Annotated in this window: 22 protein-coding genes and 1 tRNA gene; 15 read left to right on the top strand and 8 right to left on the bottom strand. The window is 61.1% G+C overall.

The features are described from left to right. Positions 1-90 precede the first annotated feature (90 nt). From KVP70_RS30595 to KVP70_RS30585, 3 genes are read left to right on the top strand one after another with little or no spacing between them, the layout of a single operon-like run. A complete protein-coding gene (locus tag KVP70_RS30595; RefSeq protein WP_217946157.1) occupies positions 91-999 on the top strand; it encodes a DMT family transporter in 909 nt (302 codons plus the stop codon). A gap of 9 nt (positions 1000-1008) precedes the next feature. Beyond that, positions 1009-1395: a methylglyoxal synthase gene (locus KVP70_RS30590; RefSeq protein ID WP_217946156.1), complete on the top strand. Its 387-nt coding sequence runs from the start codon at positions 1009-1011 to the stop codon at positions 1393-1395. 42 nt (positions 1396-1437) lie between these two features. Next, complete coding sequence (locus KVP70_RS30585) at positions 1438-2412, top strand: quinone oxidoreductase family protein (RefSeq protein WP_217946155.1); 975 nt, start codon at positions 1438-1440, stop codon at positions 2410-2412. Between the two features lie 98 nt (positions 2413-2510). Here KVP70_RS30585 and KVP70_RS30580 read toward each other — a convergent pair whose 3' ends face one another. Beyond that, the gene (locus tag KVP70_RS30580) at positions 2511-3179 is read right to left on the bottom strand and encodes a DUF4136 domain-containing protein (protein ID WP_217946154.1); all 669 of its coding nucleotides are present in this window, start codon (positions 3177-3179) and stop codon (positions 2511-2513) included. A 220-nt stretch (positions 3180-3399) separates the two neighbouring features. Between KVP70_RS30580 and pepN the strand changes: the two genes are divergently transcribed. The 3 genes from pepN (at position 3400) to KVP70_RS30565 (ending at position 7304) form a co-directional block, all read left to right on the top strand. Next, positions 3400-6078, top strand: a complete 2679-nt coding sequence (pepN, locus tag KVP70_RS30575; protein ID WP_217946153.1) for an aminopeptidase N — start codon at positions 3400-3402, stop codon at positions 6076-6078. A 42-nt stretch (positions 6079-6120) separates the two neighbouring features. Continuing rightward, positions 6121-7122, top strand: coding sequence for a class 1 fructose-bisphosphatase (locus tag KVP70_RS30570; protein ID WP_217946152.1), 1002 nt, complete (start codon positions 6121-6123; stop codon positions 7120-7122). 106 nt (positions 7123-7228) lie between these two features. Then, positions 7229-7304 (top strand) — tRNA-Thr (locus KVP70_RS30565). A gap of 202 nt (positions 7305-7506) precedes the next feature. Here the strand turns inward: KVP70_RS30565 and KVP70_RS30560 are convergent. Beyond that, positions 7507-7638: an XRE family transcriptional regulator gene (locus KVP70_RS30560; protein WP_217946151.1), complete on the bottom strand. Its 132-nt coding sequence runs from the start codon at positions 7636-7638 to the stop codon at positions 7507-7509. 71 nt (positions 7639-7709) lie between these two features. Between KVP70_RS30560 and KVP70_RS30555 the strand changes: the two genes are divergently transcribed. The 3 genes from KVP70_RS30555 to KVP70_RS30545 are packed head-to-tail and all read left to right on the top strand — an operon-like array spanning position 7710 to position 9104. Next, a complete protein-coding gene (locus tag KVP70_RS30555; RefSeq protein ID WP_217946150.1) occupies positions 7710-8231 on the top strand; it encodes a hypothetical protein in 522 nt (173 codons plus the stop codon). 15 nt (positions 8232-8246) lie between these two features. Continuing rightward, positions 8247-8555 (top strand): hypothetical protein, encoded by a 309-nt coding sequence (locus KVP70_RS30550; protein ID WP_217946149.1) that lies wholly within the window; start codon positions 8247-8249, stop codon positions 8553-8555. Between the two features lie 39 nt (positions 8556-8594). After that, on the top strand, positions 8595-9104 hold the full coding sequence (locus tag KVP70_RS30545) for a hypothetical protein (RefSeq protein WP_217946148.1): 510 nt from the start codon (positions 8595-8597) through the stop codon (positions 9102-9104). A 32-nt stretch (positions 9105-9136) separates the two neighbouring features. On the opposite strand, the gene KVP70_RS30540 is transcribed toward KVP70_RS30545, so the two are convergent. The 4 genes from KVP70_RS30540 to KVP70_RS30525 all read right to left on the bottom strand — a co-directional run bounded on the left by KVP70_RS30540 (position 9137) and on the right by KVP70_RS30525 (position 11526). Then, the gene (locus tag KVP70_RS30540) at positions 9137-9679 is read right to left on the bottom strand and encodes a hypothetical protein (protein WP_217946147.1); all 543 of its coding nucleotides are present in this window, start codon (positions 9677-9679) and stop codon (positions 9137-9139) included. Between the two features lie 11 nt (positions 9680-9690). Beyond that, positions 9691-10251: a transglycosylase SLT domain-containing protein gene (locus KVP70_RS30535; RefSeq protein WP_217946146.1), complete on the bottom strand. Its 561-nt coding sequence runs from the start codon at positions 10249-10251 to the stop codon at positions 9691-9693. Position 10252: 1 nt separating this feature from the next. Further along, positions 10253-10924, bottom strand: coding sequence for a PAAR domain-containing protein (locus KVP70_RS30530; protein ID WP_229225198.1), 672 nt, complete (start codon positions 10922-10924; stop codon positions 10253-10255). Positions 10925-11148: 224 nt separating this feature from the next. Beyond that, positions 11149-11526 (bottom strand): YfeK family protein, encoded by a 378-nt coding sequence (locus KVP70_RS30525; RefSeq protein ID WP_217946145.1) that lies wholly within the window; start codon positions 11524-11526, stop codon positions 11149-11151. 76 nt (positions 11527-11602) lie between these two features. Between KVP70_RS30525 and KVP70_RS30520 the strand changes: the two genes are divergently transcribed. After that, the gene (locus tag KVP70_RS30520; protein WP_217946144.1) at positions 11603-11902 is read left to right on the top strand and encodes a hypothetical protein; all 300 of its coding nucleotides are present in this window, start codon (positions 11603-11605) and stop codon (positions 11900-11902) included. On the opposite strand, the gene KVP70_RS30515 is transcribed toward KVP70_RS30520, so the two are convergent. Beyond that, the gene (locus KVP70_RS30515) at positions 11899-12813 is read right to left on the bottom strand and encodes a LysR family transcriptional regulator (protein WP_217946143.1); all 915 of its coding nucleotides are present in this window, start codon (positions 12811-12813) and stop codon (positions 11899-11901) included. The two genes, KVP70_RS30520 and KVP70_RS30515, sit on opposite strands and share 4 nt — an antisense overlap. A 108-nt stretch (positions 12814-12921) precedes the next feature. Between KVP70_RS30515 and KVP70_RS30510 the strand changes: the two genes are divergently transcribed. The 3 genes from KVP70_RS30510 to KVP70_RS30500 all read left to right on the top strand — a co-directional run bounded on the left by KVP70_RS30510 (position 12922) and on the right by KVP70_RS30500 (position 15571). After that, positions 12922-13920: an aldo/keto reductase gene (locus KVP70_RS30510; RefSeq protein WP_217946142.1), complete on the top strand. Its 999-nt coding sequence runs from the start codon at positions 12922-12924 to the stop codon at positions 13918-13920. A 68-nt stretch (positions 13921-13988) separates the two neighbouring features. Next, entirely contained in the window at positions 13989-14642 is a 654-nt protein-coding gene (locus KVP70_RS30505) for an energy transducer TonB (protein WP_217946141.1), read from the top strand. Between the two features lie 116 nt (positions 14643-14758). Then, positions 14759-15571 (top strand): substrate-binding periplasmic protein, encoded by an 813-nt coding sequence (locus tag KVP70_RS30500; protein ID WP_217946140.1) that lies wholly within the window; start codon positions 14759-14761, stop codon positions 15569-15571. Between the two features lies 1 nt (position 15572). Here the strand turns inward: KVP70_RS30500 and KVP70_RS30495 are convergent, their stop codons facing one another. Further along, entirely contained in the window at positions 15573-15761 is a 189-nt protein-coding gene (locus KVP70_RS30495) for a hypothetical protein (protein WP_217946139.1), read from the bottom strand. Between the two features lie 133 nt (positions 15762-15894). On the opposite strand from KVP70_RS30495, the gene msrA reads away from it, so the two are divergent. Both msrA and KVP70_RS30485 read left to right on the top strand, forming a co-directional pair. After that, complete coding sequence (gene msrA, locus KVP70_RS30490; protein ID WP_217946138.1) at positions 15895-16395, top strand: peptide-methionine (S)-S-oxide reductase MsrA; 501 nt, start codon at positions 15895-15897, stop codon at positions 16393-16395. A 120-nt stretch (positions 16396-16515) separates the two neighbouring features. Further along, positions 16516-16923 (top strand): DUF1842 domain-containing protein, encoded by a 408-nt coding sequence (locus KVP70_RS30485; protein WP_217946137.1) that lies wholly within the window; start codon positions 16516-16518, stop codon positions 16921-16923. Positions 16924-16970 lie beyond the last annotated feature (47 nt).

The following is a 16970-nucleotide window of genomic DNA, read 5'->3' as shown; positions in this document are numbered from 1 at the left end:
AAGCTGGCGTTCTATGGGTTCCCGCCTGCGCGGGAACGACGCCCCGGGGGCTCATCAGCAGCTTCCTCCGTTTGCCCGTACAATTCCGGTATGGAAAAAAGCATCACGGACAGCGCGCCGGCGCGCGCCGCCTATCTAGGCGGCCTGGGTATCGCCATCGGCGGGGCGGTTCTGTTCTCGACCAAGGCGGTGGTGGCCAAGCTGCTGTACCGCTATCAGATCGACGCCGTCACGCTGATCGCCTTCCGCATGATCTTCTCGCTGCCGGTGTTCGCCGCCGTCGCGCTGTGGAAGATGCGCACCGAAGCGCCGCTGTCGACCGCCGACCGCTGGCGCATCGTCGGCCTCGGCCTGGTCGGCTACTACCTCTCCAGTTTCCTCGACTTCCTCGGCCTGCAATACATCTCGGTCGGCCTCGAACGGCTGATCTTGTTCCTGACGCCGACCTTCGTGCTGCTGATCTCCTCCACCGTGTTCAAGCAGCACATCAGCCGCAAGCAGTGGCTGGCGCTGCTGACCTCCTACTGCGGCATCGTCTTCGTGTTCCTGCATGACCTCAACAGCGGCAGCAAGAACGTCATCCTCGGCGCCACGCTGGTCACCGGCTCGGCCGCCGCGTATTCGGTCTACCTGCTGCTGTCGGGCGAGATGGTGCGGCGCCTGGGCGCGCTGCGGCTGGTGTCGTATGCGATGTGCGTGTCCAGCGCGGCCTGCATCGGCCAGTTCTTCCTGCTGCGGCCGGCCTCCGGGCTGATCCAGCCGCTGCCGGTGTACGGGCTGTCGCTGGTCAACGGCATCGTCTGCACGGTGATGCCGGTGTTTATGACCATGACCGCGGTCCAGCGCATCGGCGCCGGCACCGCCTCGCAGGCTGGTATGATCGGCCCCGTTTCAACATTGTTCTTGGGCGCGCTGCTGCTGGGCGAGCCTGTCACGTCCTGGCAGTTGGGAGGCACCACCTTGGTGCTGGCCGGGATTTATCTGCTGTCAAAAAAATAGGATCGACACATGAAAACCCGCATTGCCCTGATTGCCCACGACAAGAAAAAAGACGACATGATCGCGCTGGCCGGCGAGTACAAGGACTTCCTCGCCACCTGCACCCTGACCGCCACCGGCACCACCGGCGGCCGCCTGATCAACGAGCTGGGGCTGACGGTGGACCGCAAGCATTCGGGACCGTTCGGCGGCGACTTGCAGATCGGCTCGATGCTGGTCGAGGGCCTGATCGACTGCGTGATCTTCCTGCGCGATCCGATGACGCCGCAGCCGCACGAACCGGACATCAACGCCCTGGTGCGCGCCTGCGACGTGCACAACACGCCGTGCGCCACCAACCTGTCGTCGGCGCACCTGGTGCTGTCGCAGTTGCAGCTGCGCGCCGCGACGGCCTGACCGGGACTACACTCTTCGCATTCCCCCACAACGGAGTCACACATGACCAAGGCAATCCGCATCAACCGCGTCGGCGGTCCGGAAGTAATGGAGCTGGTGGACGTGGAGCTGGGACCGCCCGGTCGCGGCGAGGCGCAGGTGCGCCATGCGGCGATCGGCCTGAACTTCATCGACGTCTACTTCCGCACCGGCCTGTATCCGCAGCCGCTGCCGGGCGGCCTGGGCATGGAAGGCGCCGGCGTGGTGGAGGCGGTGGGCGAGGGCGTGACCGAAGTGCAGGTGGGCGACCGCGTGGCCTACGCCGGCCGGCCGATCGGCGCCTATGCCGAGGCGCGCAATATGCCGGCCTCGCAGCTGCTGGTGCTGCCGGAAAAAATCGGCTTCGACACGGCGGCCGCGATGATGTTGCAAGGCTTGACGGTGCAGTACCTGTTCCACCGCACGGTGCCGCTGAAGGCCGGCGACACCATCCTGTTCCACGCGGCGGCCGGCGGCGTCGGGCTGATCGCCTGCCAGTGGGCCAGGGTGATGGGCGTGACGCTGATCGGCACGGTGGGTTCGGAAGGGAAGGCGGCGCTGGCCACCGAGAACGGCGCCCACCACGTCATCAACTACAACCAGGAAAACTTCACCGAGCGGGTCAGGGAGATCACCGGCGGCAAGGGCGTGGCGGCGGTGTACGACTCGATCGGCAAGGATACCTTCATCGGTTCGCTGGACTGCCTGCAGCCGCTGGGCACGATGGTCAGCTTCGGCAACGCCTCGGGACCGGTGCCGCCGTTCAGCCTGAATGAACTGGCCAGCCGCGGCTCGCTGTTCATCACGCGGCCGTCGCTGATGTCCTATATGGCCAGGCGCGAGGATCTGGAAGCGGCGGCCAGGTCGCTGTTCGGCGTGGTCGCCAGCGGCGAGGTCAAGATCGACATCCGCCAGCGTTACGCGCTGGCCGACGTGGCCCGCGCCCACACCGAACTGGAAGCACGCCAGACCACCGGTTCATCGATCCTGTTGCCATAAAACCTCGGGGGTCAAGTCTAACATTCGGACACGAGCTCTGCCGTAGAGGCTGCTACGGCAGAGCTCGTGTCCGAATGTCAGACTTGACCCCCGCCTTTTTAGCCGGCCTTGGCCGGCGCGGCTTGCACGGTTTCCGTCTTCGGATCGATCGTCAGGTCAACCCTGCGCGGTACGCCGCTCACGCCGGGGAAGCCGGTGAAGGCGCTCTGCACCAGCGCCGGCATCACATGCGGCGTGGCTTGCACGCGGCTGGTGTTCTGCACGGTGACGTCGTACAGCTTGCGGCCGTCGATGCTGTTGATGGTCACGCGCAGCTGGCGCTGGTACTCATGCTTGACGCGCTCTTCCACAAACATCGGCCCGAAGCGATAGGGGTCGTAGAAGAACGGACGGTAACCCCAGCGCGAATAACCCCAGCCGTAACGGCCGTAGCCCGGCCCCCAATACGGTCCCATGAACGGATCTTCCGCCTCCAACACCCGCACCGGATGATCGATGGTGCTGAATTTCATGCCGATGAGCAACTTCGGCTGCTGGTGGTCGGCAACTTGGTGGAAGCCCAGCTTGCCCAGTTCGTTGCTCACCAGCACTTGATAACTGCGGTATTCCAGCGTGTCGTCCGCGCCCTGCGGGGCCTCAAACGCATAGGATTTGTCCTGGATGTCGGCCGGCCAGGCGTTGAAGGCGGTGACATCGCTGCGGATGGTGGTGGCGCAGCCGCTCAGCAGCATGACTGCGGCGGTCGCCAGCATGGCAAGGTATTTCATGATGATGCCCCTCTCTGTTCAGACGGTATTTTTCAGTACTAAGTCTACGACGGTCGCCCGCACCCTGCACGATTATTACAGAATGTTACGGCAAGGTGGAAACCAGCAACTAATCAGCAACTTATATGCGCCCATCTGCCGCGTCCGCAGGCAATTCGCCCGTCCTCCAGCGGCTGGTATTGGTAAAATAGGCTTTTGCTCACGTCACCAGAGTCCTCCAATGCGCACAGACAGCAGTCCCAAGACGATATTCCGCAAAGATTACACCGCTCCCGCCTACCTGGTTGATACCGTGGAACTCGGCTTCGACCTCGATCCCGACCGCACCGTGGTGGCCAACCGCATCACCATGCGGCAGAACCCGGCCAGCCGGGGCCGTGACATCGTGCTGCACGGCGAGGAGATCGAACTGGTGGCGCTGCGCATGAACGGCAAGCCGCTGGCGCCGACGGAATACCACCAGGACGGCGGCATGCTGATCATCCGCAAGGCCCCGGTCAAGGTGGTGCTGGAAATCGAAACGCTGTGCGCGCCGGTGCAGAACACCAGCCTGTCCGGCCTGTACGTCTCGAACGGCAATTTCTTCACGCAGTGCGAGGCCGAAGGCTTCCGCCGCATCACCTACTTCCCGGACCGTCCGGACGTGATGGCCAAGTACACCGTGATGCTGCGCGCCGACAAGGCCGCCTATCCGGTGTTGCTGTCGAACGGCAACCTGATCGAGGAGGGCGACCTCGGCGACGGCCGTCATTACGCCAAGTGGGAAGACCCGTTCAAGAAGCCGTCCTACCTGTTCGCGCTGGTGGCCGCGCGCCTGGTCTGCCAGGAGGAAAAGTACACGCTGAAGTCCGGCCGCGAGGTGCTGCTGCAAGTGTGGGTGGAAGAGGGCAACCTCGACAAGACCGACTACGCCATGCAGTCGCTGAAGAACTCGATCCGCTGGGACGAGCAACGCTTCGGCCTGGAGCTGGACCTGGACCGCTTCATGATCGTCGCCGTGGGCGACTTCAACATGGGCGCGATGGAGAACAAGGGCCTGAACATCTTCAACACCAAGTTCGTGCTGGCCAACCCGCGCGTGGCGACCGACGTCGACTACGCCGGCATCGAGGCGGTGGTCGGCCACGAATACTTCCACAACTGGACCGGCAACCGCGTAACCTGCCGCGACTGGTTCCAGCTGTCGCTGAAGGAAGGCCTGACCGTGTTCCGCGACCAGGAGTTTTCCGCCGACATGATCGGCACCGACAGCGGCCGCGCCGTCACCCGCATCGACCAGGTGCGCACCTTGCGCCAGGCCCAGTTCCCGGAGGACGCCGGCCCGATGGCGCACCCGGTGCGGCCCGACTCCTTCGTCGAGATCAACAACTTCTACACCGTCACCGTGTATGAAAAAGGCGCCGAAGTGGTGCGCATGTACCAGACCCTGGTGGGCCGCGACGGCTTCCGCAAGGGCATGGACCTGTACTTCAAGCGCCACGACGGCCAGGCCGTCGAATGCGACGACTTCCGCGCGGCCATGGCCGACGCCAACGGCCGCGACCTGCGCCAGTTCGAACGCTGGTACTCGCAGGCCGGCACGCCCATCGTCACGGCGCGCACCCGTTACGACGCCGTCAAGCGCAACTTCGACATCATCCTCAGCCAGCGTGCTCCTGCGTCCTCGTCGGCCTCCGCGGGCCAGGCCGACAAGCTGCCCTTCCACATTCCGGTGGCGGTGGGCCTGTTGAGCGCCAGCGGCAAGGACCTGCCGTTGACGCTGGAAGGCGGCAAGCACGCCAAGGGTGCCACCACGGTGGTGCTGGAGTTGACCGAGCAGGAGCAGATTTTCCGCTTCCGCCACGTCGACGAACGGCCGACGCCATCGATCCTGCGCGACTTCTCGGCGCCGGTGATCCTCGAATACGACTACACCGACGACGAGCTGCTGCACCTGTTCAGCCATGACAGCGACCCGGTCAACCGCTGGGAAGCGGGCCAGCGGCTGGCGATGGAGCGCCTGCTGAAACTGACCGCGCAAGTGGCGCTGGCGGACGGCAGCGACGCCGGCCTGAAACTGGACGCCACCTTCATCAACGCCCAGCGCGCCGTGCTGACCGACGAGACGCTCGACCCGGCCTTCCGCGAGCTGGCCTTGATACTGCCGTCGGAAATCATCATCGCCGAGCAGATGGACGTGGTCGATCCGCAGGCGATCCACGTGGCGCGTCAGTTCATGCGCCGCACCATCGGCGCGGCCCTGAAGACCGAATTGCTGGCGCAATACTACGCCAACCAGACGCCCGGCGACTACAGCCCGGACGCGCTGTCGGCCGGTAAGCGCGCGCTGAAGAATCTGTGCCTGTCCTACCTGATGGTGGCGCCGGACATGGCGGAACTGAAGCTCGCGCAGCAGCAGTTCGAAAAGGCCGGTAACATGACCGACCGTTCCGCCGCGCTGGTGTCGATGATCCACAGCGGCGCCGAAGCGGGCCCGTACCTGAAGGCGTTCTACCAGGACTTCGAAAACGAGGCGCTGGTGATCGACAAGTGGTTCGCCATGCAGGCGGCCGCGCCGACCACCAACGTGGCCGCCGTGCGCAAGCTGATGCAGCATCCGGCCTTCACGCTGAAGAACCCGAACCGCGCGCGTAGTTTGATCTTCAGTTTCATCAGCGCCAACCCGTCGCAGTTCCATGCGGCGGACGGCAGCGCGTATGAATTCTGGGCGGAGTTCGTGATCAAGCTGGACGCGATCAACCCGCAGGTGGCGGCGCGCCTGGCGCGCGGCATGGACCGCTGGCGTCGTTACGCGCCGGCGTTGCAGGCAAAGATGAAGCGCGCGCTGGAGAAAGTCGCCGGCCGCGCCAAGCTGTCGAACGACGTGCTGGAAGTGGTCACCAAAGCGCTCGCTGATTAAGCATAATAATTTATATCGTTTATTTTCACCTCAAGGGAAACCATGAAACGCATCAGCCTCACACAATATCTGGTGGAAGAACAGCGCCAGAACAACACGATCCCGGCCGAACTGCGCCTGCTGATCGAAGTGGTAGCACGCGCCTGCAAAACCATCAGCCACTCGGTAGGCAAAGGCGCGCTGGGTGAAGTGCTCGGCACCGCCGACACCGAAAACATCCAGGGCGAAGTGCAGAAGAAGCTGGACATCATCTCCAACGAAATCCTGCTGGAAGCGAACGAATGGGGCGGCCACCTGGCGGCGATGGCGTCGGAAGAGATGGAGTCGATCCACCCGATCCCGAACCGCTATCCAAAAGGCGAATACATGCTGCTGTTCGACCCATTGGACGGCTCGTCGAACATCGACGTCAACGTCTCGATCGGTACCATCTTCTCGGTGCTGAAGGCGCCTGAAGGCATGGACCAGCCGACCGAGGCGGACTTCATGCAGGCCGGTACCAAGCAAGTGGCCGCAGGCTACGCCGTGTACGGCCCGCAGACCATGCTGGTGCTCACCACCGGCAATGGCGTCAACTGCTTCACCCTGGACCGCGAGATGGGTTCGTGGGTGCTCACGCAGCGCGACATGCAGATTCCGGCCAAGACCAAGGAATTCGCGATCAATATGTCGAACCAGCGCCACTGGCATGCGCCGGTGCAGCGCTACGTCAGCGAGCTGCTGGCTGGCGACACGGGCCCGCGCGGCACCAACTTCAACATGCGCTGGATCGCCTCGATGGTGGCCGACGTGCACCGCATCCTGAACCGCGGCGGCATCTTCATGTACCCGGCCGACACGCGCGACACGTCGATGCCAGGCAAGCTGCGTTTGATGTACGAGGCCAATCCGATGGCCTTCATCGTCGAACAGGCGGGCGGCGCGGCCACCGACGGCCAGAACCGCATCATGGACATCCAGCCGCACAAGCTGCACCAGCGCGTGCCGGTGTTCCTGGGTTCGCGCGACGAAGTGGCGGTGGTGACGGGTTACCACGCCGGCTGAGAAGCTTCAAAATCGCACAAAGCAATGACATTTTTGCAGCATGGCTAAAATTTATCGTGTTGGGACTAGCGTGTAGCGAGAAATATTTGTTAGAATGTGCGACTTCGCCGCTTTAGCTCAGTTGGTAGAGCAGTTCATTCGTAATGAAAAGGTCGCCAGTTCGATTCCGGCAAGCGGCACCAGAACTCAGCAGTAAGAAATACCAAGAAGTACCGAAACCCGCTTTTCCCATAGGAGAAGCGGGTTTTTTGTTGTGCGCCCAGCATGGGCGCGATGAACAAGAATGGGATATAAGGCGGTGCCGATCAGGGCGACCGGGCAACAAACCGCGAAAGCTCTTGTGTGTCAAAGGATCAGGCGTCGTAAATCCGGCGGTTGTGCAGCTCACTTTTGGCCATTCTTCCTCACTACGATTTCAACATCACATCTCAGTCGGTTCAGGCGCATCAGCATCTTGGCTTGGCTGATGCTGCGGAACTTGCCCCGCAGCATATCGGATAGCTTGGCTTGCGGCATGCCGAGTACTCGAATTGCGACAGTTGCCCTAGGTCAAAGAGTTGAGTGGCGCACATGGGGCAAAGCGATTTTTGGGCAGCAGTAGCACCCGAGATCTCGCTGGTACTTTCCGTCACGCGGTTGAGGACTACATCTACGCGATGACAGATGCGGGCATCGATGTTTCAATTGATGCGACGTATCGTCCAGTAAAGCGGTCGTACTTGATGCACTGGTCCTGGCGGATCGTAAATGACGGTCTGGATGCATCTAGAATTCCTACGCTGGCCGGTGTCGATATCGAATGGGAGCATCCGACCAAGGCCGAATCCATCAAGTCCGCGTCTGATATGGTTGCCGCGCTGTCCATTCGAAGGCTGCGGACCAGGCCTGCCTTGCGGTCACAGCACAATTTTGGCCTTGCCATCGATATGGCTATTTCGTGGAATGGTACCGTTTTTGTGAAGGATGCAAGAGGCACGCTGGTCAGGATCGATACCATGCCTCGTACTGGAATGAATCGACAACTTATTGCGGTTGCCGCCAGTGACGGCGTCAAGAAGGACTATGGCGGAAACAAGGATGTTCCGCTCTGGTCCAATAATGGGCGCTAGCAACTGAAGGAGGACATGATGGTTTCAAGATTTGTCGTTTTAGTTGCCTGGTTGGTCACTGCTGGCGTGGCAAACGCCGGAGTTCCCGTTCCGAAAGATATCCAAAATTTCATACTGAATGCCGATGAATGCGACCACGCAGCGGGGGAGTTTGACGGGAGCGTAAGCGAGCAACGACAGCGGGAGATCGAGCAGGCCGTTGTGAAATATTGCCAGCCTGCGCAGAGGCAGTTGAAGACACTGAAAGCAAAATACAAGGGGGACGCCAAGCTGACGGAGCTCATTCGCGAGCATGCTTACGATTCAGTCGTCAGCTTTAGATAGTAAACCTACGGCGTACAAATGATGTGCAGAAGTTTGTTCTTGATGACCTGTCTGGTCGTGCTCGATGCCAGGCCTGTCGAGCCTTCCAAGGCAGCGATTCTTAGCTGCCTGTCCGCGCGAGCCGTTGCCTCGTCCGTTACTTGGAGAGCTCTGCCGACAGAAGAAATTAACTCGCAGGACGACTACCTGGATGGGTTCAACGCGACCTATTATCTTGTCGTGCAGGGAAAGGAGATTGGCTTTGCGGAGAAGGGGGCAGAGACGGCCATCCTCTTTGATCGCAAGATCTATCCAGTCGATTCGGCCCGAGCACTTTCTGGCTTCACAACACGTCCCACTGAACTGAACCCATACGTGGCGGAGTGGGGGACGGTGACGGCTGCCAGTGGAGCATTCGTCTGCGTCAGTTTCCCTTTTGGTGCGCTAGGGCAGAGCGGAAGCTTTCAAAAAAATAGAAGTGCCTATTTGATGCCGCTTACTGGTCCGAAGAATGCTCGACGCCTCTATTCCGCGATCGGCAAAATCAACTTGAGCGGGGCGCCAAAATAGGGCGCTTGCGACAGCCTAAGTGGCTCCACTCGTCATGGACGCGATGTTGGCGACGTTCCTGTTATGGCCAGCTTCTTGAATCCACGCCTGCTCGGCAGCGTGTCGGTTGCCAGGGGTTCGGTTGTTTGTCCATCAGGGGCGGAAAATTGGTAGACAATATATTTGGATTGGACTTCGTAACCGATGTTTGGAATGATCAGTTGCATCTCCTGTGAGTTGACGTACAGCCAGCGCGGAAGGGTCTTTTCGGCGAAGTCGATGCGTTCGAGACGATGACTGACCGGGTTCTTGCGGACCACCGCTCCCTTGAGATAGGGCGAGCCGTAGTTGATGGCAAAGACGAGGGAGTGATCGATGCATGCAACCAGAACGATTGTGCCAACAAAGTCGGCGTCGGGCATGTCCGTAAATGCCTTTTCTGTGTGTTCGTTGATCTGTAAGTGAAGGCGATTTCCGTCAGCCGTCGCTTCGGCCAAGAGCGTCATCTGGGATCCGTCCACGAGGTGGCATGATCGTACCAGCGTGAGCGATGCTGCATGCGCTGGATTGGTGAAATACAGCAGGGACAGCATCATTATCCTGCCTATCATTTCACCATCTCGCGTAATATTTTCATTGAAGTCGGATCTGCTTGCAGGCGTTCTGCGCATGCGCTGATCTTCTTGTAGTAAATACCGTTTGCAACGCCTCGATAGCGTGCGTATGCCGCTGCAACCGAGGGTGAAGTATCCGCCCAGTATTGCATGTATTCAGTTCCGAGACCGATATTGGTGGCCTCGTCATAGATTGAATCGCTGGCATGCAAGGTGGCGCCTTCGGCAAAGGCGGCTTTGGTCTGGGCATCGCTGGGCATGTGGCCAAGTAGTTTTTGCTTGCGATATTTGAACACCTGTTGCACGCCTTTCCGCTGCATCTGCATCAATCCGTGTGCATCTTGAGTGGCGCCTGCGCGCGCGTCAAAACGTGATTCCATGTAGATTTGGCAGATGATCAAATCGGTGCTGAGCGTAGATTTGTTGTTGGCCTCGACGAGCGCCCGGATTTGGATCAGGCGCGTAGAGTCGTCTACTTTCACGATTTCTGGTTTGTTGTTCGCTGCAGGCGTAAGCTGGGCGACATGAACCTTGGCTGCTTTTCTTTGCGTCATATCAGTGATCCCAGGAAGGATTAATTGGCGTAGGTTCTGGCGCGAATACCCGGAGGATCGCGTGCTCCGCCTGAATGGAACTGATCGTTCCCGTGTGGCCCGCGTGATCAGTGTGCCCCGCCAGGTGTTCGCCGTTTCCCAGTTCAATGCTGTACGGCCAGTCGATCAGGAGGGCGCCGGTCTTGTCGTCAGTTACTTCGAAGACGAGGTTGTATTGGTCTTCCCTCGGGTCTGTTGCGCTGGATGCCGTCGCCGCTGTTGTCGGCTCCAACGACTGTGGTGAATTTTTTTTGGAATCCTCTTGGCCAATGACTTGGCTGCGTAACGTTTGATTTGAAATAAGCCGTGGTGAGGGGAAACAACCGCAAATGCAGAGATCATTTTCCAGGGCGGTCTGTTTGCCATTCCAAAGTTCAATCAATCTGGGGCCAATGCAGAGGATATAGCCAGACGATTTACAGGCCGGGCAGAAAATCTGGTCACGCTCGACTGCGATATGTGCGCCATTGATAGAGCCGTTGCTGCTGGCTTGAATCACGGTGCCACCGCTTGTCGTTTTTGCTCCTTCTGTGATCGTATATCGGCGCATCTTCGTCACTCCCAGAAAAGGTCGTGCTGTCGACTTGAATTGATACCGTTTTGCAGGTACCCATCTATCGACCAAGTCGCTCATGGGTGAATCGAATTTAACAAGTTGCGAAGTTGGAGCTGTTGATTTTTCGCAAGATTGGCGCCATTGCTGCTCGCGAAGGCGGTCACTCGTACTTTGTCTGTAAAACTACATAAACCATATATATCGTTTTAAAGTGATCGCGGATTGCATCGTTGGTGCCGGAGGGTAATGTGAATATGCACGCTCGTTTTCGAGGTGGAAAAGCAGCTGCGTCGGTGAACAGCCTATTTCGCCAACGCCTGTTTCGCGCGGATGGCTTGCAGCTCGCCCTTGAGCCAAACGCTGCTGGGCACCGCCTGCGCCGTGCCACATTTCACCAGGTAGTCCTTGCCGGACATGCTGCTGGTGCTGGCCGCCAGGGTAATGAACTGCTCCGTTCCTTCGACCTTCTTCTTGTCGATCAAGTAGTCCAACTTGCTTGCCAGATGCGCCTTGGCGTCGGCCGAGCTATACCAGCTGCCGTTGCGGTTGAACTGACAGCCGGAACTTCCCAGTCGGTTCAGCAGCGCGTCGATCTCCGCGCGCGATGCGGCCGGCAGCTCGGCGGCCATGCTCGACGACATCGCAAACATCAACAACGGCAAGGCGTAACGACATTGCATATCTCCTCCTGAGTTTCACAAGATCCGTCATGGTACGCTGATAAAATGCAGCATCAACTCCACTCCGCGAGCGACCATGAACGACTACATCATCCTCATGCTTGACGATACCGCGCACCCCGACGCCGCCAGCAGCGCGCTGTGGGCATCCTACATCACCAGCCTGCGCCAGGGCGGACTATTCGACGGCGGCAGCTCCATCGGCAAGGGGGCCTTGTATCGAAAGGGCGCGCCGGCCGATTCCGCCAGCCTGGACGTCACCGGCTACCTGCGCGTGCGCGCCACCAACCTCGACGATGCCGCGCGCTTCCTGGTCGGCAATCCGCACTACGAAGCCGGCGGCGGCGTGGAAATCCGCGAACTGCCAACGAATTAATTCGGCTGCTGTACCTCGTCATCCTGCCGATACTGGATGCACCAATCGACAAAACCGCGCAACGCAGCCGACATGTGCTTGCGGCTGGGGTAGTACAGGTAGAAGCCTGGCATGGCGGGGCACCAGTCTTCGAACAGGCGCACCAGCTTGCCTTGCTGGAGATGCTCCGCGGCGTAGGACTCGTGCACGAAGGCGATGCCGACGCCATCGCAAGCCGCGTCCACCATCATGGCGTCGTCGTCCAGCAGCAGCGGGCCGTCGACGCTGATGGCCAGGCTTTCGCCGTCGCGCTCGAACTCCCATGAATAGATCACGCCGCTAGGGAAGCGGCGGCCGATGCACGGCAGGCCGCGCAAGTCGAGCGGGCTGGCGGGGCGGCCATGCACGGCCAGCAGATCCGGCGCGGCCACCACGGCGAAGCGCTGCGCCGGGCCGATGGGGACGGCGATCATGTCCAGCGCCAGGCTCTCGCCGAAGCGCACGCCGGCGTCGTAGCCCTCGGCCACGATGTCGACCAGCTGGTCGTCGGTGATCACTTCGATCTTGACGCCCGGATGCGTCTTCAGGAACCCGCCCAGTATCGGCGCCAGCAACAGCCGTGCGGCGGGGCGCGGCACATTCAACCTGAGCGTGCCCTGGATCGTGTCGCGGAAACCGTTGACCTCATCGAGCGCCTGCTCCAGGTCCTCGATCACGCGGCTCACCCGCGCGTACAAATGCTTGCCCGCCTCGGTGGGCTCGACGCTGCGCGTGGTCCGGTTCAGCAGACGTATGCCCAGCCGCGCTTCCAGCGCGCGCATGGCGTGGCTGAGCGATGAGGCGGTGACGTTTCTTTCCTCGGCCGCCTTACGGAAGCTGCGGTGGCGCGCCACGGCGACAAATATTTCCAACTCGTTGAGATCGTGCCGCATAGCGTCTATTGCTGAATTCCGTTCAGTGGTCCAAGTGCTTTCCTGGCGATTGTATGGATGATAGAGCAAACGTATCATTTTCACCATTGATCACAGACGGAGCAAAAAATGAAACAACGAAAATTAGGAAGTGGCGGCTTGCAGGTGTCGGCCATCGGCCTCGGTTGCATGGGCATGAGTTTCGCCTACGGCGGTGCGGACGATGCGGCGTCCATCCGCACCATGGAGCGTGCGGTCGATCTGGGTGTGAGCTTCTTCGATACGGCCGAAGTGTACGGCCCCCACGTCAATGAAGTGCTGGTCGGCAAGGCGCTGCGCGGCATGCGCAACCGGGTGCAGATCGCCACCAAGTTCGGCTTCCGCATCCTGCCGCACGGCCAAGGCTTGCAGCGCATGGCCGGCGTCGACAGCCGTCCGGAACATATCCGCGTCGCGGTGCACGGCTCCTTGCAACGTCTGGGGATAGACAGCATCGACCTGCTGTACCAGCACCGGCCTGATCCGGCCGTGCCGGTCGAGGAGGTGGTGGGCGTGATGGCCGACCTGGTACGTGAAGGCAAGGTGCGCCACCTGGGCTTGTCGGAGGTGTCGGCAGCGACGGTGCGGCGCGCTCACGCGGTGCATCCGATCGCCGCCGTGCAAAGCGAGTATTCGCTGTGGAGCCGCGATCCGGAGCGTCAGGTGTTGCCGGCATGCCGTGAGCTGGGCATCGGTTTCGTGCCATACAGCCCGCTGGGCCGGGGCTTTCTGAGCGGGGCGCTGACCTCGACCGATGGCCTGGCGCAGGATGATTTCCGGCGCGGCTTGCCGCGCTTCCAGGACGCCGCCTTGCGCAGCAATCTGGCGCTGGTCGGCCAGTTGCAGCAACTGGCCGCCGGCCACGGCATCACGGCGGCGCAGCTGGCGCTGGCCTGGCTGCTACATCAGGACGAGCAGATCGTGCCCATTCCAGGCGCTCGCCAGCTCGGCCATCTGGAAGAGAACGCGGCGGCCGCGGCGGTGACGCTGGACGCGGCGGACTTGGCCGCCATCGACGCCGTCTTGCGCGCCGGCAGTGTGCAGGGAGCGCGCTACACCCAGGGCGATTTCGACCTGGTGGAGCTCTGAACAGCCGCTTGCCAAACAATCGTCTCGCAGGCGTGACATGATGGCCTGCACCGGGCTATCATCGCCCGATGAACAAGAAACTGATTTTCGTCGGCGCCGCCGCCGGCCTGCTGGGTTTGCTCAACCTGATGAGCCACGCCGAGCAGCGCGGCCAGGCGCCGTTCAACGCGCTGCTCACGCCGGCCAGCTGCGCCCAGCCGCAATGGCCGAACGAGGCGCGGCGCTATGAGATCGAAGGCGTGACGACGATCCATTTCCAGATCGGCGCCGACGGCAAGGTCGTGCATCCGGAAGTATCCCAGGGCAGCGGCTGGCAGATACTCGACGATGCCGCCATCCGCGGCATCTCCCGCTGCGTGTTCCAGTCCAACCTGGACGAGGCCAGGAACGGCGTCTCCTTCCCGATGCAATTTGTCTGGCAGTTCAGCGACGGTCCTGCCGTCCGCCCCATGCTGGTGGCCGACAGTTGCCAGCCGTCCGCGCGCTTCCAGGCGTTCAGGGAATTCGACCGCAGCCCGAGCGGCAGCGACAGCATCCTGTTGCGCTTCCTGGTCAGCAGCGATGGCGCGCCGATCCGCGTGGTCGCCGAAGCCAACGGCCAGGCGCCGGAGCTGGTGCAACAGGCGGCCGACTACGTGCAGACTTGCCGCTTCGCGATCGATCCCCAACTGGCCGGCCAGCGCACCGACACCGCTTTCGGCCGCGTACTCCGCAAGCCCTGATCCAAACGTCTCCTTGGTTGCATGACAATACTCTGTGCTATTCTTTGCATATGAGGCAACTTGGCATTAAATACAATTTTTCGACGTGGGTGGTCGCCTGCGCGCTGGCGATGCTCATGGCGCTTGGCGTACACGCCGAGCCCATGCGCGTTGCCTATCCGCAGCCCCAGATCGAACTCGACCGGGGCTACTTCGTCAAGATGCTGGAACTGGTGATGCGCAAGTCCGGCGTCAAATACCAATTGCAGTCGTGGGATGTGAAGGCGATCAAAGGCCGCGCGGTACAGGAGTTGGCGCACGGCAGCAACATCGACGTGATCTGGGCGATGACCACCCGCGAGCGTGAGCAACTGCTGCTGCCGGTGCGCATTCCGCTCGACATGGGGCTGGCCGGCTGGCGCATCGGCGTGATCAACGCCCAGGACAGCGCCAAATTCGAGGCGGTGCGCAGCGTCGATCAACTGCGGCAATACAAGGTCGGGCAAGGCTACGACTGGGCCGATACCGCCGTGCTCAAGGCCAACGGCTTCGACGTGGTCACCGGCGCCACCGCCGACAATCTGCATGCGATGCTGGCCGTGAAGCGCTTCGATTATTTCCCGCGTTCGATACGCCAGGTGTGGGGCGAGGCGGAACAGCACGCGGCGCAAGGGGAGGTGGTGGAAATGACGCTGGCCTTGCACTATCCGGCCGCGGTGTACTTCTTCGTCAACAAGAACAAGCCGGCGCTGGCCGGGGCGCTGGCGAAGGGGTTGAAGCGGGCGCGCAAGGACGGCTCCTTCGACCAGCTATTCCGCTCTTATAATGCAGATCTCATCCGGCGTACCAGGCTGAGCCAGCGCCTGGTGCTGGAGTTACCCAATCCCGACCTGCCGGAAGAAACACCGTTGCAGCGCAAAGAACTCTGGTACTCGCCCACGCGGTATTAGCTTAGCGCAGGTCTTCGGCGCGGCGCCGGTCCGGTTCCGACAGCACGCGGGCGATCACCGGCAAGGGCACGCCGGCATCTTCCAGGAACGTGGCGGCGGCTTCGCGGCCGGCGGTTTCAAGCAGGACCAGGCCGGCGTTGACGGCGATGGCTTTGGCCCGGTCCGGGCGTGAACGTCGTTCTACATGCATGGAGGACTCCCGTTTTTGTAGGTGTGCATCAACGCTCAAGCTTAGCACAACGGCAATTGTTGTGGAGCAGCCTCACCTTGAAGAAATGGCGAACGTCGCTAAATTGAACAGATACATTCACCAAGGATAGAACATGACAACAACTGAAACCGCCATCCTGGCCGGCGGCTGCTTCTGGGGTGTGCAGGACCTGGTGCGCAAACAGGCCGGCGTGCTGGCGACGCGGGTCGGCTACAGCGGCGGCGACGTGCCGAACGCCACCTACCGCAACCACGGCACCCATGCCGAGGCGCTGGAAATCGTCTTCGATCCGGCCGTCATCAGCTATCGGAAAATCCTGGAATTCTTCTTCCAGATCCACGACCCGAGCACCCGCAACCGCCAGGGCAACGATATCGGCACGAGTTATCGCTCCGCAATTTACTATACCAGCGAGCAACAGAAGGCGACGGCGGAAGACACTATCGCCGACGTCAATGCTTCGGGCTTGTGGCCGGGGAAAGTGGTCACCGAGGTGGCGCCGGCCGGCCCGTTCTGGGAGGCTGAACCGGAGCACCAGGACTATCTGGAGCGCATACCCAACGGTTACACCTGCCATTTCATCCGGCCGGACTGGCGGCTGCCCAAGCGTTGAGATGAAATAAATATTCATTGTAATCAATGACTTGGATTCCGGAAGGTATTCGGAAGGCAAGGTTATTGCATCGCCGCTACAGTTTGACTCATGTTTTACTTCTCTTCGTTAGGAAGCACCATGAGTCAATTATTTACAGCAGTGTATGAAGTCACCAGCGGCGCCGCAGGCTCGCCCACGTTGTGGTTGAACCTGGTCGTGAATGCGCAAAACGACAGCGTGATCGGTCACGCGCGGGTGGCGTTTGAGGGCGGCGAAAGCGCCGGTATTTCGGTGCGCGGACATCACACCCGGATCGAAGGCGAGCATCCGTTGGAGGCCGTTGTGTTGGCCGGCCTGCCGCCGATTTTCCCCACGGTGGAGGAGGCGCCGAGCGCGTTCCAGCTGCTGATGGTGTTGCCGACCGCTTCCAGGAACGGCCAGGTTTGCTACAAGATGAGTTTTGGCCATCCGCAACAACCGCGCATCGTCGAGGTGCGTGACGGCAGCGCGCACGCGGTGCTGCCGGAACTGGCAACCAGCGCCTGATTTGGGATTTCAGCGGTTTTGTGCCGCTGTCGTCGTCAGTACCACTT

This window comes from Duganella violaceipulchra, assembly GCF_019166075.1.
GTDB lineage: Bacteria > Pseudomonadota > Gammaproteobacteria > Burkholderiales > Burkholderiaceae_D > Rugamonas > Rugamonas violaceipulchra.
This window is presented reverse-complemented; position numbering and strand designations above follow the sequence as displayed.